Origin of the sequence: Saccharopolyspora sp. NFXS83, from assembly GCF_026241095.1 — a bacterium.
Lineage (GTDB): Bacteria > Actinomycetota > Actinomycetes > Mycobacteriales > Pseudonocardiaceae > Saccharopolyspora_C.
On the sequence record NZ_JAPFGB010000040.1, the window covers coordinates 1 to 23,657 of the forward strand.

The 23,657-nt window shown below is 71.1% G+C and carries 21 protein-coding genes; 11 read left to right on the top strand and 10 right to left on the bottom strand.

Going from position 1 to position 23,657, the window contains the following annotated elements:
• Window positions 1-388 precede the first annotated feature (388 nt).
• Together OOZ19_RS28130 and OOZ19_RS28135 are read left to right on the top strand one after the other, a co-directional pair.
• Window positions 389-1,771, top strand: coding sequence for an amino acid permease (locus OOZ19_RS28130; protein WP_266093190.1), 1,383 nt, complete (start codon window positions 389-391; stop codon window positions 1,769-1,771).
• Between the two features lie 141 nt (window positions 1,772-1,912).
• Window positions 1,913-2,446 (top strand): hypothetical protein, encoded by a 534-nt coding sequence (locus OOZ19_RS28135; protein WP_266093191.1) that lies wholly within the window; start codon window positions 1,913-1,915, stop codon window positions 2,444-2,446.
• Window positions 2,447-2,571: 125 nt separating this feature from the next.
• Here OOZ19_RS28135 and OOZ19_RS28140 read toward each other — a convergent pair whose 3' ends face one another.
• A complete protein-coding gene (locus OOZ19_RS28140) occupies window positions 2,572-2,994 on the bottom strand; it encodes a nitroreductase family deazaflavin-dependent oxidoreductase (RefSeq protein WP_266093192.1) in 423 nt (140 codons plus the stop codon).
• Between the two features lie 207 nt (window positions 2,995-3,201).
• Here OOZ19_RS28140 and OOZ19_RS28145 point away from each other — a divergent pair, with 207 nt between their 5' ends.
• Entirely contained in the window at window positions 3,202-4,131 is a 930-nt protein-coding gene (locus OOZ19_RS28145; protein ID WP_266093193.1) for an AraC family transcriptional regulator, read from the top strand.
• Between the two features lie 9 nt (window positions 4,132-4,140).
• Here the strand turns inward: OOZ19_RS28145 and OOZ19_RS28150 are convergent, their stop codons facing one another.
• The 3 genes from OOZ19_RS28150 to OOZ19_RS28160 all read right to left on the bottom strand — a co-directional run bounded on the left by OOZ19_RS28150 (window position 4,141) and on the right by OOZ19_RS28160 (window position 7,203).
• Window positions 4,141-4,818: a DedA family protein gene (locus OOZ19_RS28150; RefSeq protein WP_266093194.1), complete on the bottom strand. Its 678-nt coding sequence runs from the start codon at window positions 4,816-4,818 to the stop codon at window positions 4,141-4,143.
• Between the two features lie 209 nt (window positions 4,819-5,027).
• On the bottom strand, window positions 5,028-6,593 hold the full coding sequence (gene dacB, locus OOZ19_RS28155) for a D-alanyl-D-alanine carboxypeptidase/D-alanyl-D-alanine endopeptidase (protein WP_266093195.1): 1,566 nt from the start codon (window positions 6,591-6,593) through the stop codon (window positions 5,028-5,030).
• A gap of 103 nt (window positions 6,594-6,696) precedes the next feature.
• Window positions 6,697-7,203, bottom strand: coding sequence for a MarR family winged helix-turn-helix transcriptional regulator (locus tag OOZ19_RS28160; protein WP_266093196.1), 507 nt, complete (start codon window positions 7,201-7,203; stop codon window positions 6,697-6,699).
• 174 nt (window positions 7,204-7,377) lie between these two features.
• Between OOZ19_RS28160 and OOZ19_RS28165 the strand changes: the two genes are divergently transcribed.
• Together OOZ19_RS28165 and OOZ19_RS28170 are read left to right on the top strand one after the other, a co-directional pair.
• Entirely contained in the window at window positions 7,378-8,658 is a 1,281-nt protein-coding gene (locus OOZ19_RS28165; protein ID WP_266093197.1) for an FAD-dependent oxidoreductase, read from the top strand.
• Window positions 8,655-9,323, top strand: coding sequence for an SDR family oxidoreductase (locus OOZ19_RS28170; RefSeq protein WP_266093198.1), 669 nt, complete (start codon window positions 8,655-8,657; stop codon window positions 9,321-9,323). The genes OOZ19_RS28165 and OOZ19_RS28170 overlap by 4 nt, the downstream gene beginning before the upstream one ends.
• Before the next feature lie 133 nt (window positions 9,324-9,456).
• Here the strand turns inward: OOZ19_RS28170 and tesB are convergent, their stop codons facing one another.
• The gene (gene tesB / locus OOZ19_RS28175; protein ID WP_416309518.1) at window positions 9,457-10,401 is read right to left on the bottom strand and encodes an acyl-CoA thioesterase II; all 945 of its coding nucleotides are present in this window, start codon (window positions 10,399-10,401) and stop codon (window positions 9,457-9,459) included.
• Window positions 10,402-10,503: 102 nt separating this feature from the next.
• Entirely contained in the window at window positions 10,504-11,925 is a 1,422-nt protein-coding gene (pyk, locus tag OOZ19_RS28180; RefSeq protein ID WP_266093199.1) for a pyruvate kinase, read from the bottom strand.
• A 75-nt stretch (window positions 11,926-12,000) separates the two neighbouring features.
• Here pyk and OOZ19_RS28185 point away from each other — a divergent pair, with 75 nt between their 5' ends.
• Window positions 12,001-12,369, top strand: coding sequence for a VanZ family protein (locus OOZ19_RS28185; protein WP_266093200.1), 369 nt, complete (start codon window positions 12,001-12,003; stop codon window positions 12,367-12,369).
• Here OOZ19_RS28185 and OOZ19_RS28190 read toward each other — a convergent pair.
• The 3 genes from OOZ19_RS28190 to OOZ19_RS28200 form a co-directional block, all read right to left on the bottom strand.
• Entirely contained in the window at window positions 12,320-12,997 is a 678-nt protein-coding gene (locus OOZ19_RS28190; RefSeq protein ID WP_266093201.1) for a DUF2461 domain-containing protein, read from the bottom strand. The genes OOZ19_RS28185 and OOZ19_RS28190 overlap by 50 nt on opposite strands.
• Before the next feature lie 145 nt (window positions 12,998-13,142).
• A complete protein-coding gene (locus tag OOZ19_RS28195; RefSeq protein WP_266093202.1) occupies window positions 13,143-13,727 on the bottom strand; it encodes a DinB family protein in 585 nt (194 codons plus the stop codon).
• 69 nt (window positions 13,728-13,796) lie between these two features.
• Window positions 13,797-14,243, bottom strand: coding sequence for a hypothetical protein (locus OOZ19_RS28200; RefSeq protein WP_266093203.1), 447 nt, complete (start codon window positions 14,241-14,243; stop codon window positions 13,797-13,799).
• 250 nt (window positions 14,244-14,493) lie between these two features.
• On the opposite strand from OOZ19_RS28200, the gene OOZ19_RS28205 reads away from it, so the two are divergent.
• The 3 genes from OOZ19_RS28205 to OOZ19_RS28215 all read left to right on the top strand — a co-directional run bounded on the left by OOZ19_RS28205 (window position 14,494) and on the right by OOZ19_RS28215 (window position 18,700).
• Window positions 14,494-15,366, top strand: coding sequence for a phosphotransferase (locus OOZ19_RS28205; protein WP_266093204.1), 873 nt, complete (start codon window positions 14,494-14,496; stop codon window positions 15,364-15,366).
• 50 nt (window positions 15,367-15,416) lie between these two features.
• Window positions 15,417-17,750 carry an ATP-binding protein gene (locus OOZ19_RS28210; RefSeq protein ID WP_266093205.1) on the top strand — a complete coding sequence of 778 codons (2,334 nt, stop codon included), beginning with the start codon at window positions 15,417-15,419 and terminating at the stop codon, window positions 17,748-17,750.
• 239 nt (window positions 17,751-17,989) lie between these two features.
• Entirely contained in the window at window positions 17,990-18,700 is a 711-nt protein-coding gene (locus tag OOZ19_RS28215) for a transglycosylase SLT domain-containing protein (RefSeq protein WP_266093206.1), read from the top strand.
• Here OOZ19_RS28215 and OOZ19_RS28220 read toward each other — a convergent pair.
• Complete coding sequence (locus OOZ19_RS28220) at window positions 18,694-19,404, bottom strand: FadR/GntR family transcriptional regulator (RefSeq protein ID WP_266093207.1); 711 nt, start codon at window positions 19,402-19,404, stop codon at window positions 18,694-18,696. The two genes, OOZ19_RS28215 and OOZ19_RS28220, sit on opposite strands and share 7 nt — an antisense overlap.
• A gap of 239 nt (window positions 19,405-19,643) precedes the next feature.
• On the opposite strand from OOZ19_RS28220, the gene OOZ19_RS28225 reads away from it, so the two are divergent.
• Together OOZ19_RS28225 and OOZ19_RS28230 are read left to right on the top strand one after the other, a co-directional pair.
• On the top strand, window positions 19,644-21,050 hold the full coding sequence (locus OOZ19_RS28225; RefSeq protein ID WP_266093208.1) for a GntT/GntP/DsdX family permease: 1,407 nt from the start codon (window positions 19,644-19,646) through the stop codon (window positions 21,048-21,050).
• A gap of 233 nt (window positions 21,051-21,283) precedes the next feature.
• Window positions 21,284-23,575, top strand: coding sequence for a HelD family protein (locus OOZ19_RS28230; RefSeq protein WP_266093209.1), 2,292 nt, complete (start codon window positions 21,284-21,286; stop codon window positions 23,573-23,575).
• The last annotated feature ends 82 nt before the right edge of the window (window positions 23,576-23,657 follow it).

Below are 23,657 nucleotides of genomic sequence, written 5' to 3' on the forward strand. Positions count from 1 at the left end.
CCACCCTCACCCCCGACACCACCACCCAACTCCGCAACCGCGTCGAAACACTCGCGAAAAAACACCCCCTCTACCCGAACCTGTGATGATCCGGTGAGGGAAACCCCCTGACCAGATCCACAATTGCACCGGACGCCGCATTCCCCTCGATTCACGCGGGAATGCGGCGTCCGTGTTTTCGCCACAGCGGGCAACTTTACCCCGTGCAACAATTCCTCGGGCCGTCTCAGCAGGTCAGCGGATCATGAGCATGACGCAACGGCACATTGGCGACATTTCACCCAAGAATCGACGTTGAGCCACGTCCACCCTGCCGAGACGGTCTCACTCAGGCGTGGCACAGTACCGGTCCACAACGAGTCCTTCTTCCCTCCGCAGGAGCACGGCGATGAGCGAACCCGTCCCCGAGGAATACCGCAAAGAACTGAGCAACCGGCACATCAACATGATCGCCATCGGCGGGGCGATCGGTGTGGGCCTGTTCCTCGGCTCCGGCAAGGCCTTGAACCAGGTCGGTCCCGGCCTGATGCTGATCTACGCCATCGCCGGCCTGATGATCTTCTTCGTCATGCGCGCCCTCGGCGAACTGCTGATGTACCGCCCCGTCAGCGGCTCCTTCGCGGAGTACGCGGGCGAATTCATCGGACCCTGGGCCAAGTTCGCCACCGGCTGGGGCTACTGGCTGGTGTGGATCGTGACCGGCATGGCCGAGATCACCGCCGTCGGCGAGTACTTCCAGTTCTGGTTCCCCGAACTGCCGCAGTGGATCCCGGCGCTCGGCGCCCTGATCGTGCTCAGCTGCGTCAACCTGATCGCGGTGAAGCTGTTCGGCGAGTTCGAGTTCTGGTTCGCGCTGATCAAGGTCGTCGCCATCGTCTCGATGATCGCCATCGTGGCGCTCATCCTGATCTTCGGGTTCAGCGACGCCGGTGACACCGCCGCGGTGAGCAACATCTGGTCGCACGGCGGGTTCTTCCCCAACGGCCCCACCTCGGCGCTGCTGGCGTTCCAGATCGTCATGTTCGCGTTCATCGGCGTGGAGATGGTCGGGCAGACCGCGAGCGAGAGCAAGAACCCGAAGCAGGTGCTGCCGAAGGCCATCAACGCCGTCATGTGGCGAATCCTGATCTTCTACGTCGGTGCCCTGGCCGCCCTGACCGCGCTGGTGCCGTGGACCAGCTTCAACGCCGACGGCAGCCCGTTCGTGCAGGCCTTCGCCCTGATCGGCATCCCCGCAGCCGCCGGGATCATCAACTTCGTGGTGATCACCGCCGCGCTGTCGTCGTGCAACAGCGGCATCTTCTCCACCGGCCGCATGCTGCGCACCCTGTCCGAGGACGGGCACGCGCCGAACGCCGTCGGCAAGCTCTCCTCCCGAGCGGTGCCCTCGCGCGCCATCGCCGTCACCTTCGGCGCGATGCTGCTCGGCGTGCTGCTCAACTACGTGGCGCCGGAAGAAGCGTTCACCTACATCACCAGCGCCAGCACCGTCGGCGCCCTGTTCACCTGGGGCATGATCGTGATCGCGCACCTCGGGTTCCGCCGCAAGGTCGCGCGCGGCGAGATCCAGGCGACCGCGTTCCGGATGCCGTGGGCGCCGTACTCGAACTACGTGGTGCTCGCGTTCCTGGCGATGGTCGTGGTGCTGCTGGCCTTCGACTCCGACACGATCATCGCGCTCTACATCACCCCGGTGCTCGTGATCGCGCTCGGCGTCGGCTACGTCGTCTCCCAGCGGCGTTCGGCCGAACGGGAGACCGCGCGCACCTGATCGCTGCGGGAAACCGTGAATTTCCCGCAGCGCGGGCGGACCTGGTCCGGGAGACGTGCGGGGATCTCAGACGAACGCCCGAGCCCGGTTGCGCCGAGTGCCGGGTTCTGTCCGCCCGCCGACCGGGGCAAGATCGTCGGCATGCACCCGGCCTCCCGCGTGCTGGTGATCAGCCGGAGCACGCAGCAAGAACGCAGCATCCAGCGGGACGGCCTGCTCGTCGTGCTCACCCAGATCGCCAACGCGGTGGCCTGCGCCGCGGCGGCGGTGCTCTGGTGGTCGTGGACGGACGGGTCGTCCCGCTGGCTCGTGCTGATCCCCGTGACCGCAACCGCCTACAGCTGCTACGTCGCCCGCGCGCAGCTGCGCTGGCGGCGCATCAACCGGGACATGCTGAACCTGCAACTGGCGTTGACCGACCTCGGCGTCACCTACGCCTCCGCGGCGGGCACCTACTCGGCGCCGTGGTCGGCGGTGCGGCAAGTGCGGTTGCGCAGCCACCGGGCCGGTTCGCCGTACCTGGTGATCGACGTCGAGGGCTGGGGCGGGCCGCTCGGCGAGTGCTCCGGCGCCGACCGGCTCGCGCTCACCCTCAACGGCACCGGCCTCCAGCCCCGCGAGGTGAGCCGGGCGGTGCACCAGCTCAGCAGCGGCCAGGTCACCACCCGCAACTGACTTCAGAGCAGGGCCTGCTGGGAACCTTGCGCAGCGGGTCGGTGGCGGAACCTCAGAGGCTCCGCCGCTGACAAGACGCGGACCGAGAACGCTGCGCAGAACGACGAGTTCACGAAGGCGGGCGGTCAGACGCGTTCGAGCTCGACGACCGGGATGGTCCGCTCGGTGTTGCGCTGGTACTCGCCGAACTGAGAAGCAACGGCGACCTGCCTGGCGTAGACCTCATCGCGCTCCTCGCCGGTGAGCACCCGCGCCACGACGTCGACGGTCTCGGTTCCGGTCTCCACCCGAGTCCGCGGGTGCGCCACCAGGTTGTGGTACCAGGCGGGGTTCTCGGCGGAACCGCCCTTGCTGGCGAAGATGAAGATCCGATCCCCCTCCAGCAGCGGCACCAGCGGCGAGATCCGCTCGGTGCCCGACTTGGCGCCCACGTGGTGCACCAGCACCAGCGGGAAGCCGTCGAACACGCCGCCGACCCGGCCGCCCCGCTCGCGGAACTCGGCGATGACCTTCCGGTTCATCTCGTCGAAGTCGATCGATTCGGTCACTGGTCTTTCCTCTCCCCGCAGGGGAGCACCGGTTCCGGCGCCACCCGCCCGACATGTCGCTGAACGCAGCGTATGCCGCGAGCGGCGAACTCGACGATGCCCGGCGAGCGCACCTGGATGTCCATCTGTCGCACCGGAGATCACCCGGTGCACCGGACGGTCTCCGCACCGGAAGACCGCATCCGCGCGGTGGATATCGTTGCCGACATGGATCTGCTCGCCGACGTGCTCTCCCGGACCGGGGTCCGCGGCAGCCTGGGAGCGCGGATCGCCGCCGGGCAGGACTGGGGCCTGACGTGGAGCGGCGGCGCCGGCGCCGGCTTCTACGCGATCACGGCGGGCGGCGCGTGGCTCGGCCTCCCCGGCCACGCCCCGCAGCAACTGGCCCCCGGCGACGTCGTGCTGCTGCCCACCGGAACCGAGCACACCCTCGGCAGCTCGCCCGGAGCCGCGATCGACCGCCGCGACTGCGCCGACGCCGAACGGGCCCAAGCCGCCGGCGACGTGCTGCGCATCGGCAGCGGCGCAGCACGGACGCACATCCTCGGCGCCTCATTCTCCTCCGACGCCGCCGCCTCCACCCAGATCCTCGCCGTGCTGCCGGAGATCATCCACGTGCACGCCGAGCACGGCAGCGAACTGGAGGACACGATCCGGCTGCTCTCGCGCGAACTGGCTCGGCCCCGGATCGCCACGGCCGTCGTGCTCGACCGCCTCGTCGACATCCTGCTCATCCAGCTGCTGCGGAGCTGGCTCGACGAGAACCCGGCGCAGGTCGCGGGCACCTGGCTCGGCGTGCTCCGCGACCCGGTCGTGCGGGAGGCGATGACCGCCCTGCACCAGGACCCGGCCCACCCCTGGACGACCGAAGGCCTCGCCTCCCAGGTCGCGGTCTCCCGCGCCACGCTCACCCGGAGGTTCCTGCTGACCGCCGGGGAAGCGCCGGGCGGCTACCTCACGCGGTGGCGGATGGACCTGGCCGCGACCCGGCTGCGGGACACCGACGACACCCTCGACACGATCGCGCGCTCCGTCGGCTACACCTCGGTGCACGCGTTCAGCCGCGCCTTCAGCCGCACCCGCGGTCGCGCTCCAGGCCGGTACCGGCTCGACAGCCGTGCCGCTCCAGCTCGCTGAACAGGTGGTTCAGGCCGCCCGCTCGGTCTCCACGGACTCCGGCTCCTCAGCAGGCTCGACCTCGTCCTGCTCCTGGACCGTCTTGCGGGAACGCCGCCACAACCACACGCCGACGCCGATGAGGGCCAACGCGCCCAGCACGATGCCGCCAGCGCGGCCGAGCACGTGCTCGATGTACTTCGCGGACGTGCCCGCGGCCCAGCCGATGCCGACGTGCAGCATCGACCAGGTCGTCGCGCCAACGATCGACGTCACCAGGAAACGCCAGTAACCGAGCCCGCTGGTGCCCGCCGAGACCGGCACCAACGTGCGCACCACCGGCAGGAAACGAGCGACGAAGACCGCCCCGATGCCGTACTTGCGCAACATCCGGCACGCCCGATCCCAATGCCGGACGCCGAGCTTCGCCACCATTCGTGTTTCCCGGACCCGCGCGCCATAACGTCGTCCCAGGAAAAAACCGATGTTGTCACCGATGACCGCGCACAAGGCCACGGTCAGTGACAATCCAAAGAAAAAGCCGATATCGGTCACCGCCGCCGAGGCGACGAGCAGACCGCTCTCGCCCGGCACCAGGAAACCCAGGCCGATCGTGCACTCGCCGAGCACAAGAGCACCGGTGACCAGGATCAGCAGCGGATGCGGGAGCCCGCCGACCATGGCCAGGAAATCGCTGACGAAGGACACGTGGAACTCCCCAGTTCACCTGTGTGTACGGGATGGTCGACCAACGGATGCCACGTTAGCTGCCACGACCCTACGGCAACCCCGGCATGACCCCGGCCACCCCCTGAGCCCGCCCCGGCACCGAATCGGGAAATCCCCCATTTCACGATCTTTGCCGCACAGCGCCGCTTTCCACGGTTATCCGCGCATATCCGGCAATGCGATCAGGGTCAGCACGACTTCGTCCAAGAACACTCCAGATCCGATTCCTCGCCGACTTCCGCGGTGTTCTGCCTGGGCACGGCCGGAATGCCGCGCGGCCGTTCGCCCGGGCCCGAGTACTCCGCCAACCGCACCGCGATCGCGTCCTCCAGATCGTTCGGCGAATCGCCCAAGAAATCGTTGAACATCACCGCGAACACCAGCGGACGCCCGTTCGCGGCCGTGACGTACCCGGACAGAGTGGTCACCCCGCTGATCGACCCCGTCTTGGCGTGCACGTTGCCCGCCGCGGCCGTCCCCGCCATCCGGTTGCGCAGCGTTCCGCCGACGAAGCGGCCCGGCTCCGCCGCCACCGGCAACGCCGCGTGGAAGTCGGCGAACCACGGCCGCTGCCGCACGACGTCCAGCAACGACGCCAGCCTGCCCGGTGACACGGCGTCCATCGACGACAACCCGGAGCCGTCGACGAGCCGCAGCGCCGCAGGATCCACGCCGAGGCCCGCGAGCCGCTCGGTCAGCACCTCGATGCCCGCGGGCCAGGAACCCTCGTCGCGGGCCTGCCTGCCCATCGCCTTCGTCAGGACCTCGGCGTGGCCGTTGTTGCTCAGCTTCAGGAACGGCACCAGCAGCTCGCGCAGCGGCATCGACTCGTGCTCCGCGACCGCGCGCGCACCCGCGGGCACCACCCCTTCGCCGGTGCCCGCGACGTGGACGCCGTGGGCGCGCAACGCGCGGGCGAACACGTCCGCCGCGTAGGCGCTGGGATCGCGCACGGAGGTGAACTCCTCCGCCGGTTCGGCGTCGGCGGGCACCGAACCGGACACGACCACCCGGTCACCGCCGTGCTCCCGCGCGACCGACAACGTGGACTCCGAACCCGGCTCGCCCGTGGTGGCCCGCACGTCGAGCCGCACCGCGTCCGTCGCGGGCTCCGGGTCGACCCGCACCGGTGAGCCCGCCGTGGTGGGCGAGACACGCAGCAGGACGTTGCCCGCGTCGAAGTCCTCGTTCGGCGCGACCGTCAGCGCCGAGACCGGGGCCGCGTAGTAGTACGGCTCGTCGTCCCAGGCCCAGCCGGTGCCCAGCGGCACGTCGTCGAACCAGGTGTCGTCGGTCAGCAACCTGCCCTGCACCACGCGCACCCCGGAGGCCGCGACCTGCTCCGCCAGCCGGTCGTAGTCGGCGGCGAGCATGGTCGGGTCACCGGTGCCGCGCAGGTACAGGTCGCCGAGCAGCAGCGGCCCGGCCGAGGGCGCCGCGGCGCGCACCTCCGTCCGGAACCGGTGGTCCGGACCGAGCTCCTCCAGGGCCGCCGCGGCGGTGAACAGCTTCGCCGTCGAGGCCGGGGTCGCCCGCGCCTCCGGCTGCCTGCTGTAGAGCACCTCGTCGGTCTCCGGGTCCCGGACCACGACCCCCGCGTGCGAACCGGCCAGCCGGGGGTCGGCGAGGATCTCGTCCAGGTCGACCCGCAGCGCACCGGAGCCGGCCGGTGCCGCCACGACCGGCGCGGACGCCACCGGCCCCGCGACGACGCCGAGCAGGATCAGGGCGAATACCGGTACCCAGCGACGCATCGCGCCCCCTCGTGGCGGGAAGGAATCGTCCGGGCGGGTTGGTGCGTCGCCCGTATCAGGCGAAACCTAGACAACCGCCCGTGCCCGGTCAACGATCGAACGGTCAGCGCCCCGCGCTCTCGGCGCCGCGGTCCGCGAGCACGGCGTCCGCACCCCCGCCCTCGGCGTCGAAGCCCCGCATCGCCAGGTGCATCCGGTGCAGGAAGCTGTGGATCACGACGATCTCGGCAGGGTCGAACTCCGCCAGCACCTCCCTGCCGCGGTCGGCCAACGCGCCGAAGTACTCCGCCGCCACCGAGCGCGCCGAGTCCGTCGGCCGCAGCTGGACCTGGCGGCGGTCGGCGCTCTCCCGGCTGCGCTGCACGTGCCGCTTGGCTTCGAGCCGGTCGATGATCGCCGTGATCGCGCCCGAGGTGAGCACCAGGTCCTGGCGCAGCGCGCGCGGCGTCGCGGGTGCGCCACGCCGGTCCGCGTCCATGATCAGGATCAGGGCGCGCATGTCCGTCGGGTGCATGCCGTGCCGGGACGCGAAGGCCTGCGAGATCCGCTCGCCCTCGACACCCTGCTCGTGCAAGAGCTCCAACACCTGCTGCTCGATCGGTGCCTCCACCGGCCGCCTCCCCTGGCTTCGCGAAACCGGGATCATAACAACGACGACTATCTCAATGATTGACATACTTGGCAACCGTCATTACCTTGGCCGTAGAGGCATCGCGCCCAGCCGGTCGACGCCGCGCCCGCTCCGATCACCGCACACCCGCGACCACCGAACGAGGTGACACCCGTGCTGGACGAGACCCGACAGCACCACGAGCCGCACTGCGCGATCGTCGGCGGCGGGCCGGGCGGCGTGGTGCTCGCGTACCTGCTCGCCCGCGCCGGCACGCGGGTGACGCTGCTGGAATCGCGGCCGGACTTCCGGCGGGACTTCCGCGGCGACTCGCTGCACCCCTACACGCTGGAACTGATGCAGCGGCTCGGGCTGGCCGAACGGCTGCTGCGGATCGAGCACGCGCGGGCCACCACCTTCCGCTTCCACACCACCTCCGGGACCGTCACGACCGCCGAGTACGGCGGACTGCGCGGCCCGTTCCCGTACGTCGCGCTGATGCCGCAGGCCCGGTTCCTGGACTTCCTGGCGGCCGAGGCCGCGACGCTGCCCGGATTCCGGTTGATGCTCGGGGCGAAGGTGACCGGAGTGGTCGACGAGGGCGACCGGATCACCGGCGTGCGCTACCGGGACGACCACGGGGAGCACCGGCTGGACGCCGACCTCGTCGTGGGCGCCGACGGGCGGTTCTCCCGGATGCGGCGCCTGCTCGACCTCCCCGCCCGGTCGTTGGGGGCGAGCTCGGACATCCTGTGGTTCCGCCTCCCCCGGCGGCACCACGATCCACCGACGGCCGACGCCGACCTCTACTTCGGGCCGGGTCACTACGTCTCCACCCTCGGGCAGGAGGACGGCTGGCAGGTCGGCTACACCGTGCCGAAGGGCGGCTACCCGGCCGCGAAACACGCCGGGGTCGGGCCGATCCGCGACTTCCTCACCGAACGGGTCCCCTGGCTGGCCGACCGGGTCGACGAGTTGACCGGCTTCGACCAGATCACCCTGCTGTCCGTCGAGATCGCCCGCGTCGAGCGGTGGCACCGCCCCGGCGCGCTGCTCATCGGCGATGCCGCGCACGTGATCTCACCGGTGGGCGGCAACGGGATCCTGATGGCGATCCAGGACGCCGTCACCGCCGCCAACGTTCTGATCCCCGCGCTCCGGCGGGGCGGTACCCCCGGCGAGGACGTGCTCGCCGAGGTGCGGCGGCTCCGCGAACCCGCCGTCGAACAGGTGCAGCGGCAGCAGGTCCGGACCGAGCACCGGGTCGCCGCCGTCCTCTCCGGCGACGGCGACTTCCGGCCGAACCCGCTGCTGCGCGCGGTGCTGCGGCTGCGGTCGGTGCGGCGCAGAGCGGCCCGCGCCAACGCCTACGGCCCGTCGCCGCCCGCGCTCGACATGACCTTGCTGCACCCGAACCCCGACCCGGCCCGTGGGCCGACGCGAAGGAGCCGATGACCATGCTGGTGACCGTGCTGGGAGCCACCGGGAAGACCGGCGCGCTGATCGTGGCGCAACTGCTCGCTCGCGGGCTGCCGGTTCGCGGGGTGGTGCGCCGACCGGAGGCCGCGGACGCGGTCCGGTCGCAGGGCGCCGAGCCGGTGCTGGCCGATCTGCGGTCGGCGACCGAACTGCTGGCCAACGCGCTGGCCGGCTCGGACGTCGTGATCAACGCAGCCGCCGCGAGCGACCCGCAACCCGGCCTCGCCGAGGCGGTGGACCGCGACGGCGCGATCAACGCCGTCACCGCCGCGCGGCAGGCGGACGTGCCCCGGTTCCTCCAGGTGTCCTCGCTGTTCGCGGACCGCCCGGACCAGGGGCCGGAATTCCTGCACCGGGTGCTGCGGGCCAAGGAGATCTCGGACCGGGCCCTGGCCGACTCCGACCTCTCGTGGACGATCGTGCGCCCCGGCGGCCTCACCGACGATCCCGGCGCCGGCCTGGTCCGGATCGCCGACCGGATCGACATCACTCCGGGCATCCCGCGCACCATCCCCCGCGCGGACGTCGCGGCGGTCACCGTCGCCGCGATCGACGAGCCGTCCAGCCGGTGCCGCGCCTTCGACCTGACCAGTGGGAACACCCCGATCGCCACGGCGCTGAGCGCGGCGAGCGACGAATGACCACCGCCCGCCGCTGAACGATCAGCACAACCCGGAGGTGGCCACCGGCCACCGCCGCGACGGGATGGAACCCCGCCGCACACGCGAACGGGGCTCCCCAGCAGATGCCGGAGAGCCCCGTTCTTCGTCGTGATCAGTCCAGGACGCGCAGCAGGCCTTCCTGCACGACGGTCGCCACCAGCTGCCCGTCCTGCGAGAAGAACCGCCCCGTCGCCAGCCCACGAGCGCCGGACGCGCTCGGCGAGGCGCAGTCGTAGAGCAGCCACTCGTCGGCGCGGAAGGGGCGGTGGAACCACATGGCGTGGTCCAGGCTCGCGCCGGAGACCTTGTCCAGCATCCAGTACACGCCGTGGCGCACCAGCACCGAATCCAGCAGCGTCAGGTCGGAGGCGAACGCCGCCATGCACACGTGCAGCAGCTTGTCGTCCGGCAGCGCGCCGTCGGCCCGCATCCAGACCTGGCTGCGCGCTTCGCGTTCGCCGTCGTCCTTGCGCACCCACGGCGGGTCGGTGACGTAGCGGACGTCGATCGGGCGCGGCTGGTACGGCGTACCGCCCAGCTCCCCCAGCAGGCTGCCGACCTGTTCGCCGTAGCTCGGCAGCGACTCCGGGGCGGGCACGTCCGGCATGGACTCGGCGTGGTCGATGCCGTCCTCGACCAGCTGGAACGACGCCGACAGCGAGAAGATCGGCTTGCCGTGCTGCACCGCCACCACCCGGCGGGTGGTGAACGACCGGCCATCGCGGGTGCGGTCCACCTCGTAGACGATCGGGACGCTCGGGTCCCCGGGCCGGATGAAGTAGGCGTGCAGCGAGTGCACCGGCCGGTCCTCCGGCACGGTGCGCCCGGCGGCGACGAGCGCCTGCCCGGCGACCTGGCCGCCGAAGACTCGCACCGGTGACTCGGCGGGGCTGACCCCGCGGAAGATGTTCTCCTCGATCCGTTCCAGATCGAGCAGGGCGATCAGCCGGTCCAGCACGGGCTGGCCGTGCGGCACACCGTTGACGTCCAACGGGACCGAGCTGTCGATGTGCAGGCCTGCCGGGTCGGCGGCAGCCGCTCGTGCCGCTTCGGTCACTTCTGCTCCTCGGGCGAATCGGGGTGGATCACCGGGCGGGAACGACGGTGTTCCCGCCCTTGCCGGTCACTGCGACCGACCCACTCCGCGCGCGAGCACGGATCAGACGTGGTCTTCCTCGCCGAGCCGGTGCACCCGGATCAGGTTCGTCGAACCCACGGTGCCAGGCGGGGAACCCGCGACCACGACCACCATGTCGCCGCGCTGCGAACGTCCGAGCGAGAGCATCGCCTGATCCACCTGACGGACCATCTGGTCGGTCGTGTCCACTTTAGGCACGAGGAACGTCTCCGTCCCCCAAGTGAGAGCGAGCTGACTGCGGACCGATTCCTCCGGCGTGAACGCGAGCAGCGGCAGCCGGGTGTGCAGGCGAGCGAGCCGCCGCACGGTGTCGCCGGACTGGCTGAACGCGACCAGCGCCTTCGCGCTGAGCCGCTCCCCGATGTCGCGCGCCGCGTAGGAGATGACGCCCCGCTTGGTGCGCGGCACGTGGCTCAGCGACGGCGGCGTCGGCGATCCGTCCTCGACGGCCTCGACGATGCGGGCCATCGTCTGCACGGTCTCGATCGGGTAGTCCCCGACGCTCGTCTCGCCGGAGAGCATCACCGCGTCGGTGCCGTCGAGCACGGCGTTGGCCACGTCCGAGGTCTCGGCGCGGGTCGGCCGCGAGTTGTGGATCATCGAGTCGAGCATCTGGGTGGCGACGATGACCGGCTTCGCGTTCTCCCGCGCGATCCGGATCGCCTTCTTCTGCACCAACGGGACGTGCTCGAGCGGGAGTTCCACGCCGAGGTCACCACGGGCGACCATGACGCCGTCGAAGGCCAGCACGATGGCCTCCAGGTTGTCCACGGCCTCCGGCTTCTCCAGCTTCGCGATCACCGGAAGCCGGCGCCCGACGCGGTCCATCACCTGGTGGACCAGGTCGATGTCGGCGGGGCTTCGCACGAACGACAGCGCGATGAAATCCACGCCGAGTTGCAGGGCGAACTCGAGGTCCGCGATGTCCTTCTCGGACAGCGCGGGCACCGAGACGTCCATGCCGGGCATGGACAGGCCCTTGTTGTCGGAAACGGGTCCGCCTTCGACGACGTCGAGGACGACGTCGTTGCCTTCGATGGCGGAGACGGTCAGGCCGACCTTGCCGTCGTCGACCAGCACCCGGTCGCCGACCTTGGCGTCGGCGGCCAGGCCCTTGTAAGTGGTGGAAACGCGATCATGAGTGCCTTGCACGTCGTCGATCGTGATTCGCACGACGTCGCCGGTGTTCCACTCGACCGGACCGTCCGCGAACTTGCCGAGGCGGATCTTCGGTCCCTGCAGGTCGCCGAGGATGCCCACGGCACGGCCACTTTCCTTCGCGGCCGTCCGCACCAGGTCGTAGACCTGCTGGTGGTCGCCATGGCTGCCGTGGCTGAAGTTCAACCGGGCGACGTCCATTCCGCTGCTGACGAGCTCGGCCACCTTCTCCGGTGAGGCGGTGGCGGGGCCCATGGTACAAACGATCTTGGCTCGTCGACTCACGTTGTGTCAGCCTAGTCTCCCTCGACTCGCGTCGAATACGCAGCCACCTGGAAACGAGCCGATCGGGATCTTGCGGTGCTGAATCATTACAGGCCACGGCCCGGTCAGCTGCTCTTCGGTGTGCTCTTCGCGATCAGCCTGATCATCTTGTTCACCCCGGCCTCGGGGGTCCCGTCGGCTCCGCCGGGCACCGACAAGGTCGTGCACTTCGTGCTGTTCGCCGCCTTGGCCACGAGCGGGACCGCCGCCCGCGTCCCGCTCGTCCCGCTGGCGGCGGGCCTCGTCGGGTACGCGGCGCTGTCCGAGGTGCTGCAGGCGGTGCTGCCGCTGGGGCGCAGCGGTGACGTGCGGGACGCGCTGGTCGACGTGCTCGGCGCGCTGGTGGCCCTGCTGCTCACCGCCGCCGGTCGGAGGGTCCGACGTGGTCGGCGCACCACTGGTTGAGCTCGCGCAGCTCCCGCCATCCCTTGCGGACGCGGCTCGCGCAGCCCCGCTCGTGCAGCAGGTCGTCCGGTTCCCAGCGGCGCGCCGCGTAGAGCGTGCGATGCCGCAGCAGCTCCAGCCGCGGATGGTCGGCGGGCACTCCGCGCGGACGGGTGGCGAGGGTGTCGCCGGTGATCTCCCAGCGCGGCCCCAACGCGGCTAGGACCTCGCGCAGCCGTTCCCCGTGCACCGGCTCGTCCACCGCCGTCCGGTAGCGCGCCAGCTGGTCGGATTCGGTGTGGAAGCAGCCTCCCGCGATCAGCATTCCCGCCGCGCTGACCTCGGCGTAGTAGGCCCCGCCGCCGCGCCCGGCTTCGATCACGGCACCGCAGTGGGTCTTGTACGGCGCCTTGTCGGGGCTGAACCGCACATCCCGGTGCGGCCGGAACACCTTCCCCTTGCCGCTCGCGCCGCCGGAGCCGACCCCGGCGGCGAACTCCGGCTCCAACTCGGCGAGCAACGCCTCCATCGGAGCCCGCACCTGCTCGCGGTACACCGCGAGCTGGTCGCTCCAGTAAGCCTTGGAGTTGTCGGCTTCGAGCCCCTCGTAGAACTCGACGGCTCCGTCCCCGAACCCTTCGAAACGCACCGGATCAGCCTAGTGGGCGCTTCCAGCACGATCTGCCCAGCGGGTCGAGCGGCGGAACCTCAGCGGGCTCCGCCGCTGACAAGACGACCGGCGATCGTTCTCCCCGAACCCGCTCGCCGCCGGAGGCGCCCTCCCCTCGGCACCCTCAGCCGAAGTGCCGTGCGACCTGGTCGAGGCGGTCGCGGTAGTCGCGCCACCACTGCTCGTCCTGCGGCGGCAGGTTGCTGTGGCCGGGTCGCCTGCCCGCGGAACCGTCGACGAGTTCGCGGACGATGTCGGCGTGCCCCGCGTGCCGGGCCAGCTCGCAGAGCACGTGGCACAGGATCCGGTGCAGGGTCATGTCACCGCGCTCGGCGGGCCACCACGGCACCCGGCCCGGCGCGTCCAGCGGGAACGCCTCGATCGTCGCGTCCGCGTGCGCCCAAGCCCGGTGGTAGAGCCCGACGATCTGCTCCCGCGATTCCTCCGCGGTCGCCCACATGTCGTCGTTGTCGTCCCGGCCGTTGTCGATCCACGGCATCGGCTCCGGGAACGGGCGGTCGAAGACGATGCCGAAGTAGCCGACCGCCACGGTCGCGACGTGCTTGACCAGGCCCAGCAGGTTGGTGCCGGTCGGCGTCAACGGGCGCCGGACGTCGTGCTCGGAGAGCCCGTCGAGCTTCCACAGCAGGGCTTCGCGCGCCTCGCGCAAGTACTGGTGGAGGTCGTCCTTCGCATCGGTTCCGGTCATCCGCGCAGCCTGGCACCGAGCACCGACGTCGCGCTCTCGATTTTTCCGGCTCGCACCCCGGCGGGCCGCTCAGCCGACGTGCACGTAAAGCTGCATTCCGACGTGCCGGTGGTTTCCGACCGGGCACCAGAAATCGTAGGTGCCGCGGGTCAAGGTGACGGTGAGATCCGCGGACTGCCCCGTCTTCACCGTGATGGTGCGCTTGTTCACCACGCCGGGTCCTTTGATCTCCAAGGCGTGCGGTGCGATTCCCCGGTTCACCGCCCGGAACGTGTAGCGGCCGGGTGGGAGGTGCGACGGCATCAGCAATCGGTAGTCGACCATCGTGACCGTCACCTTCCGCGGCGCGCCTTCGCCCGCGACCGGTTCCGCGGAGCTCCCGGCCGCACCGGCGGCGACCGCGCCACCGCACAGAGCCAGGGTCATCGTGAGCGCGCTGAGCAGCACGATCAGCGTGCGCGACCCACGTCGGGCCGGGTGATCGGAGAACTCGTCCTCGCGCAAGTGGAATGGCATCGCGTACACCCCCGGAATACGGCGAAATGGGGATCCGATGCGCGCGGCGGAACTTCTCCGCCCGGTCATCGGCTCCGTTCGACGACCGTTCCAGCGTAATTCCGCGGGCACTTCCGGTCGTGTCCGGCCGAATGCCGCTGTGACTTCGGAAAACCGCAGGGGAACATGTGGCGCCTCCGCACTCGGAAACGGTCCGAAAGTCCCGCTGCTTCCGAGGACACCGATCGCCGTCGCCCGTTAACGTGCCGACATGATCATCGACGTGGCCCGCGCGCACGGGCTGGACGTGCGCATCGACGAGGTGAACGAGACCGGCTGGGACTTCCGCGTGCACCTCGCGACCGCGCGCGACGGGACGCGGTGGGTCCTGCGGGAACCGCGCCGGGCGGACGTCGCGGCGCGCATCCCCGCCGAAGCCCGGCTGCTGGAGGTGCTGCGGCCACGCCTGCCGGTGGAACTGCCGAACTGGGAGATCCACGGTCCTGACCTGGTCGCCTACCGGCGGTTGAGCGGCGAGCCGCTGGCGGCGGAGGACCCGCTCACCCTCGACGTGCCCTTCGCGACGGCCGACGAGGACTACCTGGCCCGGCTCGGCGAGGTCATCGCGGCGCTGCACCGCACCCCACCGCCGCTGCTGGCCACCACCGGCGTCGAGGTCAGCGGGCCGCAGGCGCTGCGAGCGGAGATCGACGCCGAGCTCACCGAAGGGGTAGCCAGGCTGGCGGTACCCGAGCACCGGGCGCAGCGGTGGCGGCGCTGGCTCGCCGACGACCGGTACTGGCTCGGCGCGGGCGTGCCGGTGCACCGGGACCTGAGCCCGAACCACACGCTGGTCGACCAGGTGGGGAGGTTCGTCGGCCTGCTGGACTGGGCGGACGCCGCGATCGATGACGCGGCGCAGGACTTCGCCGCCCCCTGCGCCGCGTTCGGGCCGGACGGGCTGCGACGCCTGCTGGCCGCCTACGCCGCCGCCGGTGGGCGCGCGCGGGAGTCGCTGCACGACCACGTCGTGGAACTCGCCGAGTTCCGGCGCACCGTCTCGCTCGGACTGCACGGACTGCGCGCCGGACAGGCGCACTACGTCGATCTCGCGCGCTCCCGGTTGACCTTGGCAAGCCGCTGACCTGCAAGATCGCCCGGACCGACAGGGTGAAGCCGGGTTAGGCTCGGGGCGTGGTCTCCAGCGCGCGGTCGGCCCGCGTCCGCGAGCCGGCGGGCAACCTACCGGTCGACGTCACCAGCTTCGTCGGCCGGCGACACGAGATCACCCGGACCAAACGCCTGCTCGCCGAATCCCGGCTGGTCACCCTCACCGGCCAGGGCGGTGTCGGCAAGACCCGGCTGGCGTTGCGGGTGGCCTCCAGCATGCGGCGGATCTTCCGGGACAAGGCGTGGTGCGTGAACCTGGAGGAGCTCCGCGACGGCGCCCTGCTCGCCGACGCCGCCGTCGAACAGCTCAGCCTCGGCGGGCCCTCCTCGGGCACCGACGTGGACGCCGTCGTCGAACACCTGCGGCACCGGGAGATGCTGCTGGTGCTGGACAACTGCGAACACGTCATCGAGGACGCCGCGCTGTTCGTGGACTCGGTGCTGCGCTGGTGCCCCGGCGTGCGGGTCCTCGCCACCAGCAGGCAGTCGCTGGGCGTGGCCGGGGAAGCGACGCTGGTGGTGCCGCCGATGCAGATCCCCGACCTCGACGCCCCGCCGCCACCGGAGTCCTACGAGCAGTTCTCCTCGGTGCGGCTGTTCCTGGACCGGGCGCGCTCGACCGTGCCGGAGTTCGAGGTCACCGCCGAGGACGGCGCGGTGCTGATGCGGCTGTGCGCGCGGCTCGACGGCAACCCGCTGGCGATCGAGCTCGCCGCGGTGCGGCTGCGGTCGCTGTCGCTGCACCAGCTGGAGGAGCGGCTCGTCGAGCGCTACAACCTGCTCAGCGAGGGGCGTCGCGGCGCGCCGCCGCGCCAGCAGAGCCTGCGGGCGCTGATCGACTGGAGCTACGAGCTGTGCTCCGAGCAGGACCGGATCTCGTGGGCGCGGGTGTCGGTGTTCGCCGGGAGCTTCGGGCTGGCCGCCGCCGAACACGTGGCCAGCAACGGGCTCAGCCGGGTCGACGTGCTGGGCGCGATGCACTCGCTGGTCGACCAGTCGATCCTGGTGCGCGAGGAAGAAGCCGGTGAAGTGCGGTTCCGGTTGCTGCACGCGCTGCGCGACTACGGACAGGAGCGCCTCGACGCCTCCGGGGAGCGGCAGCGGGTGCTGGCCCGCCACCACGACTGGTACGCGGAGCTCGCCGACCGGTTCGCGGCGGACTGGCTCGGCCCGCACCAGGCGGCGTGGGTGCGGGAACTGCGGCTGGACCTGGACAACCTGCGGCTCGCGCTGGACACCGCGGCGCACGAGCGGCGCACCGCGCCGGGCGCGTTGCGGCTGGCGTCGCGGCTCACGCCGTTCTGGAGCATCCGGGGGCTCAACGGGGAAGCGCGGCACTGGCTGGAAACCGCGCTGGAACACGTCCCGCCGGACACCCCGGAGCGGCCCGCGGGCCTGCGGGCGAACGCGTGGTTCGCGCTGATGCAAGGCGACACCGCCACCGCGCTGCCGCTGCTGGACGAGGCGGCGGCGCTGGCCGCCGAGCACGACGACGAGTACGAACTCGCGTACGTGACGCAGATCCGGGGCATGGCGGCGTTCTTCCGCGACGACCTCGCCGAGGCGGAGGAACTGCTCGCGGACGCGCTCGGCCGGTTCCGGGACCTGGAGGCGCTCTACGGGGAATGGTTCGGTTTGTTCGCGCTGGGCCTGGTCAAAGGGCTCCGCGGCGATCGGGACAGCGGGATCGGGCTGCTGCGGGAATGCATCGAGGCGGCGACCGGGCGCGGCGAACTGCTGTGGCGCTCGGCAGCGCTGTGGGCGAGCGCGCACATCGAGATCCTGCGCGGGGCCTCGGCGCGGGCGGAGACGGCGGCGAAGGAGGCGCTGCGGTTGCAGCGCACGCTGGACAACCGGCTCTCCAGCGCGTTCACCATCGACATCCTGGCGTGGATCGCGCACGGGCTGGGCCGCGACGAGCGGGCGGCACGCCTGTTCGGCGCGGCTTCGGCGGTGTGGGACGCGGTGCGCGCCGCACCTGAGTACTACGGGCGGTTCCATGCCTCGCACGACGAGAACGAGCAGGGCGCGCGCCGCGCGTTGGGCGACCGCGCCTACCGGGAGGCCTTCGACCGCGGCTACGAGATGTCGCCGGAATCGGCGGTGGACTACGCGCTGGAACTCAAGCGGACGACGCGCAGCGTCGCCCCGGACGAGCTGACCGCGACGACGCTGACCAAGCGGGAGAGGGAGATCGCCGAACTCGTCGCGCAGGGCAGGACGAACAAGGAGATCGCGGAGACGCTGGTCATCGCGCAGCGCACCGTGGAAGGCCACGTGCAGCACATCCTGACCAAGCTCGACTTCTCCTCCCGCGCCCAGATCGCCGGATGGCTGGCGGGTCGGCGTTCGTCTTGACGTGAGCACCCGGCGGCGGGAAGGCTCGGCCGCCGACGCCGGGCCCTCGCCGCACCGGTCGTCCTCCCGTGCCGGCCGGCTCGGAGATCGCCCAGCGCGGCCGACTCCGACACCCGCTCGCCGTTGCACCCTCCGTGACGGGAAACGGGTTTCCCAGCACGCGGATCTACGAAAGTAGGTACCTGCACACGTGGAAACCGCGATGTAGGCACACGGGCGGTGAGGGACTGTTGGTCCTCGTGAGTTCCCCCGACCACACCTTCCCCGAGGCCCTGACCACCCACGACAGCGCCACCAGCCCCAAGTCCCCGACCGCGCTGCTGCACCGGCTCCACGACAAAGCGGTCCCCGCGCTGCGGGAGCTGTGGAGCACCAGCGAGGCCATCGGTCCGCACCGCCTCACCCCGAAGATGCGGACCGTCCAGATCGCCGCCTCCGTCGTCGCCACCGGCGTGCTCAGCGCCGTGCTCGGCGGAGCCCCCGCGGCGGAACAAGCCCCCGAGTTCCGCGCCGCCGCCCCGGCGGCCGGGCACGTCCAGCCCGGACCGGTGAGTCCCCCGAACGCCGGTCCGGGACTGGGCGGTGCACCCGCCGACCCCGTGGACGGCTGGATCAGCCAGGCCACCGCGGTGCTGGAAGCCCACGGCGTGCCGCGCGACCAGATCGATCCGGCGGCGTTGCGCACGATCATCGAGCACGAGTCCGGCGGCGACCCGATGGCCGCGAACGACTGGGACTCGAACGCTTCGGCGGGCACCCCGTCGAAGGGCTTGATGCAGACGATCGACCCGACGTTCCACTCGTTCGCGGTTCCCGGGCACCAGGACATCTGGAACCCGGTGGACAACATCGTGGCCGCGACCCGGTACTCCATCGATCGCTACGGCTCGGTGTCGAACGTGCCCGGCGTCGTCGGTGTCGGCTCCGGCGGTGGCTACGAGGGCTACTGATCGCCCTGCTGCTCGGTGGTGAGGCGTTCGAGGGTTCCCTCGAACGCCTCCTGCACCAGCTCCCGCATCGCCGACTCGGCGCGCTCGTGATCGCCGCCCCGGATGCATTCGGCGATCTCGCAGTGCAGGCGGACCGCGATCGGCTTCGGGTGCTCCGGCATCAGGCCGTGCCCGGTGCGCCAGCGCAGCACCTCGCCGAACACGTCGCGCAGCTGCGCGAACATCTCGTTGCCGGACGCGGCCAGCACCAGGCCGTGGAAGTCGACGTCGGCTTCCAGGAAGGTCTCCAGGTCGCCGGAGCGGGCGGTGGCGACCATCCGCTCCGCCAGGCCGACGAGGCGGGCGGCCTGCTCGTGGCCGGCGTGCCTGGCCGCCGCCGCGGCGGCGACGGGTTCGACGGCGGTGCGCAGCTCGACCAAGGTCCGGACCTGCGCCGACCGGTCCACCGCGAGCAGCCAGCGGATCAGCGCCGGGTCGAAGGTGTTCCACTCGGCGCGAGGACGCACCACGACTCCGACGCGCTTGCGGCTGACCACCAGCCTGATCGACGCGAGCGTGCGCACCACCTCGCGGGCGACGCTGCGGGAGATGCCGAACCGCTGCTCCAGCCCGTCGATGCGCAGCACGGTGCCGGGCGGGTGCTCGCCCGCGCTGATCTCGTGGCCGAGCACGTCGACCACCTGCCCGTGCAGTCCGCCGCTCACCAGGCTCCCCTCATCCGTTCGCTCCAATTTAGGCACCGGTGCCCGACCGCTCGCCCCGCAGGGGCGTGCGGCCGAGTGGCGGCAGGACGCGAGCCGTTCGGAGCCGGCCGTCGCCCGCACTATGCCTCGTGACTCGGTTAACAGAGCAGACTTAATCGGTTCATGAGCCGAAAAAGTCATACTTTTCGGCGATCTGCTCTTAAGGTGGGCCGCGCACCGAGCTCAGCGAGGAGCCCCTCATGCCTTTGATGTCCCTGCCCGTCGCGGGCACCCTGCTCGCGCAGGCGCCACCCGGCGCGTGGAGCAGCCACGACACCCGGTTGCTGGCCGCCGCGGTCAGCGGCATCGCCGTGATCGTCGTGCTGATCAGCTGGGTGAAGATGCACCCGTTCCTGGCGCTGGCGCTGGGCGCCACCACGCTCGGCGTGGTCGCCGGGATGCCGTTCGAAGACCTCGTCGACACCTTCACCGAGGGACTCGGCAAGACCGTCGGCGACGTGGGACTGCTGGTCGCGCTGGGCGCGATGCTGGGCAGGCTGCTCACCGACACCGGCGGCGCCCAGCAGATCGTGGAGACGGTCCTGGAACGCACCACCCGGCGCACCTTGCCGTGGGCGATGGTGTTCATCGCCGCGCTGCTCGGGCTGCCGATGTTCTTCGAGGTCGGCGTGGTGCTGCTGGTGCCGATCGTGGTGATGGTCGCCGCCCGCTCCGAGCAGCCGATGCTGCGGATCGGGATTCCCGCGCTGGCGGGGCTGTCCATCCTGCACGGCCTGGTGCCGCCGCACCCCGGCCCGCTGGCCGCGGTGGACGCGCTCGGCGTCGACCTCGGCACCACCCTGGCGCTGGGCATCGTCGTGGCCATCCCGACCGCCGTGGTGGCCGGACCCCTGTTCGGCTCGTTCATCGCCAAGCGCGTGGAACTGCCCCCGGCCTCGACGCTGCTGGGCAAGACGCCCGGCCCGGACGACGAGGGCAGGCGGCCCGGTTTCGCGCTGTCGGTGGTGATGCTGCTGCTGCCGGTCGTGCTGATGCTCGGCAAGTCCGTCGCCGACCTCGCGCTGACCGAAGGCAGCGCCGGTTACGTCGCGCTGGACACGCTGGGCACCCCCGTGGTCGCGCTGACGCTGACCGTGCTGATCGCGATGGCCACGCTCGGGCCGCGTTCCGGGCTGGGACGCACCGCGCTGTCCGGCATCATCGGCGGTTCGCTGCCGCCGGTCGCGGGCATCATCCTCATCGTCGGCGCGGGCGGCGGGTTCAAGGAGACCCTGGTCAACTCCGGGGTCAACACCATGATCACCGACGTGGCGGCGGGCGCGCACCTGTCACCGCTGCTGCTGGCCTGGCTGATCGCGGTCGGCATCCGGGTCGCGACGGGCTCGGCGACGGTGGCGACCATCTCCGCCGCCGGGATGGTGGCGCCGCTGGTCGCGGGGCTGGACCCGGTGCACGGGGCGCTAGTGGCGCTGGCCATCGGCTCCGGTTCGCTGTTCCTGTCGCACGTCAACGACGCCGGGTTCTGGCTGGTCAAGGAATACTTCGGGATGACCGTCGGGCAGACGCTCAAGACGTGGTCGGCGATGGAGACGATCCTGTCGGTCGTGTCGTTCGTCGTCATCTGCCTGCTGGAGATGCTGCTCTAGCTTTCGGAGTTGCCGCTGCAGCGGCACGGCTCCCATCGGGTGCTGCTGCAGCGGCACAGCGCCTGCCGGGCTGCCGTAGCAGCGGCACGGGGCCCGTCGGAGGTGCCGCTAGCGGCACGGGGCGGTCATCGACTGCCGGTATGATGGTTGGTCGGACTCTCGCCGGGGACGCATTCACGGCCCGTCGGCACCTCCGGTCCGACACATCATGTTGAGCACAAGGTGGAGCCAAGTTGTCCAACGCCCGAGCAGATCGGGGACCCGACCGCACCGACGACCTGACCGCCGAGCAGCAGTACGTCTCGACGCTCTACGACAAACTCGACGAACTCCGCCGGGACGCCACGAAACGGCTCACCGACACGCTGCGCCAGACCGGCGGCACGCCGCAGGCGCGCACCGAACGCGACATCTCCACCACCATGTACACCGACAAGCTGACCCAGCTCAGCGCGGTGGAGCACGGGTTGTGCTTCGGACGGCTCGACCTGGACAGCGACGAGGTGTTCCACATCGGACGCATCGGCCTGTTCGACGAGGAACGCGAGTACGAGCCGCTGCTGATCGACTGGCGCGCTCCGGCGGCCCGGCCGTTCTACCTGGCCACCGCCGCCGCCCGCGACGGCGTGTGGCGGCGCCGCCACCTGCGCAGCAAGTGGCGCACCGTGGTCGACCTGGAGGACGAGATCCTCGACCTCGACGCCGGTGAGCAGGGCAGCGACCTCGGCCTGGCCGGGGAGGCGACGCTGCTGGCGGCGCTGGACGCGCGGCGAACCGGGCAGATGGGCGACATCGTCGCCACCATCCAGGCCGAGCAGGACCGCATCATCCGCGCCCCCATGAACGGGGTGCTGGTCGTGCAAGGTGGTCCGGGCACCGGCAAGACGGCGGTGGCGCTGCACCGCGCGGCGTACCTGCTCTACACCTACCGCGAACAGCTCACCAAGCGCGGCGTGCTCGTGGTCGGGCCGAACTCGACGTTCCTGCGCTACATCGGCCAGGTGCTGCCCTCGCTCGGCGAGACGGGTGTGCTGCTGTCCACGGCCGGGGAGCTGTTCCCCGGTGTCTCGGCCACCGCCCCCGAATCCGCCGAGGCGGCGGAGATCAAGGGGCGCGGCGTGATGGTGAACGTGCTCAACTCGGCCGTGCGCGACCGCCAGCAGGTCCCGAAGGAACCCATCGAGGTCCTGTTCGACCGGGAGCCGCTGTCGGTGGGCAAGAACCTCGTTTCGAACGCCCGCAGCCGCGCCCGCAGGTCCCGGAAACCGCACAACCACGCGCGCAAGATCTTCCGCAAGGAGATGATCTCGGGCCTGACCAACCAGGTCGCCGACCGGCTCGGCCGGGACCTGCTGGACCGGCGCGACTTGGACGACATCGGCGCCGAACTGCGCGCCGACGACGCCGTCACCGAGGTCCTCGACTCGCTGTGGCCGCAGCTGACGCCGCAGCGGGTGCTCGACGACCTGCTGAGCGTGCCGAAGCGGCTCACCACCGCCGCCCGCAAGCACCTCACCGACCGGGAGCGCCAAGCCCTGCTGCGCGCACCCGGCTCGGCGTGGACGCCCGCCGACGCGTCGCTGCTCGACGAGCTGGCCGAACTGCTCGGCGAGGACGACACCAAGGCGCGCGAGGAGCAGGCCCGCCAGGAACGCGAAGAGCTCGCCTACGCCCAGGGCGTGCTGCACCTGATGGAGCAGGACGAGGAGATCGCCGACGAGGAGCGGCTGCGGGTCTCCGACGTGCTCGACGCCGAACTGCTCGCGCAGCGCCACCGCACCCGCAGCGACCTCACCGCCGCCGAACGCGCCGCCGAGGACCGCACCTGGACGTTCGGGCACGTCATCGTCGACGAGGCGCAGGAACTGTCGGCGATGGCGTGGCGGGTGCTGATGCGCCGGTGCCCGAGCCGGTCGATGACGCTGGTCGGCGACATCGCGCAGACCGGCGCGCTCGGCGGCGCGGCCTCCTGGCACGAGGTGCTCTCGCCGTACGTGATGGACCGGTGGCAGCTCGCCGAGCTGACGGTGAACTACCGGACGCCCGCGGAGATCATGTCAGTGGCCGCCGACGTGCTCGCGGCGATGGACACCGACCTGGAACCGCCGGCGTCGGTGCGCACCAGCGGGCACGCGCCGTGGACCCGGCAGGTGCCGGAGGCGGACCTGCCGGAGGTGCTGCCGGAACTGGTGCGCGCCGAACTCGACGCCGTCGACGGCACGCTCGCCGTGCTGCTGCCGCCGGAACACCTCGCCGAGGTCGGCGGGCGGATCGCCGAGAAGGTGCCGGAAGCCGAGGTCGGCGCCCAGCAGGACGAGCTGGAGGCGCGGGTCGTGGTGCTCACCGTGGACCAGGTCAAGGGCTTGGAGTTCGACTCGGTGCTGGTCGCCGACCCGGACCGGATCCTGGGCGAGTCCGCGCGCGGGCTCAACGACCTGTACGTAGCGCTCACCCGAGCCACCCAACGCCTCGGGGTCGTGCACACCTCATCAGGGGTGCCGTCGGTGCTCGGGGGGCTCGCGTAGGGGTCGCGGAGCGGAACTTCGGCGTTCTTCTCGCCGCAGGAGCACTGCCACGAGCGGCACCGCCACGCTGGAAGTCGCCGTC

What these genes read in the sequence shown, in the direction of transcription:
- OOZ19_RS28200 (WP_266093203.1), bottom strand. Translation starts at nt 14,243, where the DNA reads ATGCCATTCCACTTGCGCGAGGACGAGTTCTCCGATCACCCGGCCCGA.
- OOZ19_RS28195 (WP_266093202.1), bottom strand. Translation starts at nt 13,727, where the DNA reads ATGACCGGAACCGATGCGAAGGACGACCTCCACCAGTACTTGCGCGAG.
- OOZ19_RS28225 (WP_266093208.1), top strand. Translation starts at nt 19,644, where the DNA reads ATGCCTTTGATGTCCCTGCCCGTCGCGGGCACCCTGCTCGCGCAGGCG.
- OOZ19_RS28145 (WP_266093193.1), top strand. Translation starts at nt 3,202, where the DNA reads ATGGATCTGCTCGCCGACGTGCTCTCCCGGACCGGGGTCCGCGGCAGC.
- OOZ19_RS28170 (WP_266093198.1), top strand. Translation starts at nt 8,655, where the DNA reads ATGACCATGCTGGTGACCGTGCTGGGAGCCACCGGGAAGACCGGCGCG.
- OOZ19_RS28135 (WP_266093191.1), top strand. Translation starts at nt 1,913, where the DNA reads ATGCACCCGGCCTCCCGCGTGCTGGTGATCAGCCGGAGCACGCAGCAA.
- OOZ19_RS28205 (WP_266093204.1), top strand. Translation starts at nt 14,494, where the DNA reads ATGATCATCGACGTGGCCCGCGCGCACGGGCTGGACGTGCGCATCGAC.
- OOZ19_RS28130 (WP_266093190.1), top strand. Translation starts at nt 389, where the DNA reads ATGAGCGAACCCGTCCCCGAGGAATACCGCAAAGAACTGAGCAACCGG.
- dacB (WP_266093195.1), bottom strand. Translation starts at nt 6,593, where the DNA reads ATGCGTCGCTGGGTACCGGTATTCGCCCTGATCCTGCTCGGCGTCGTC.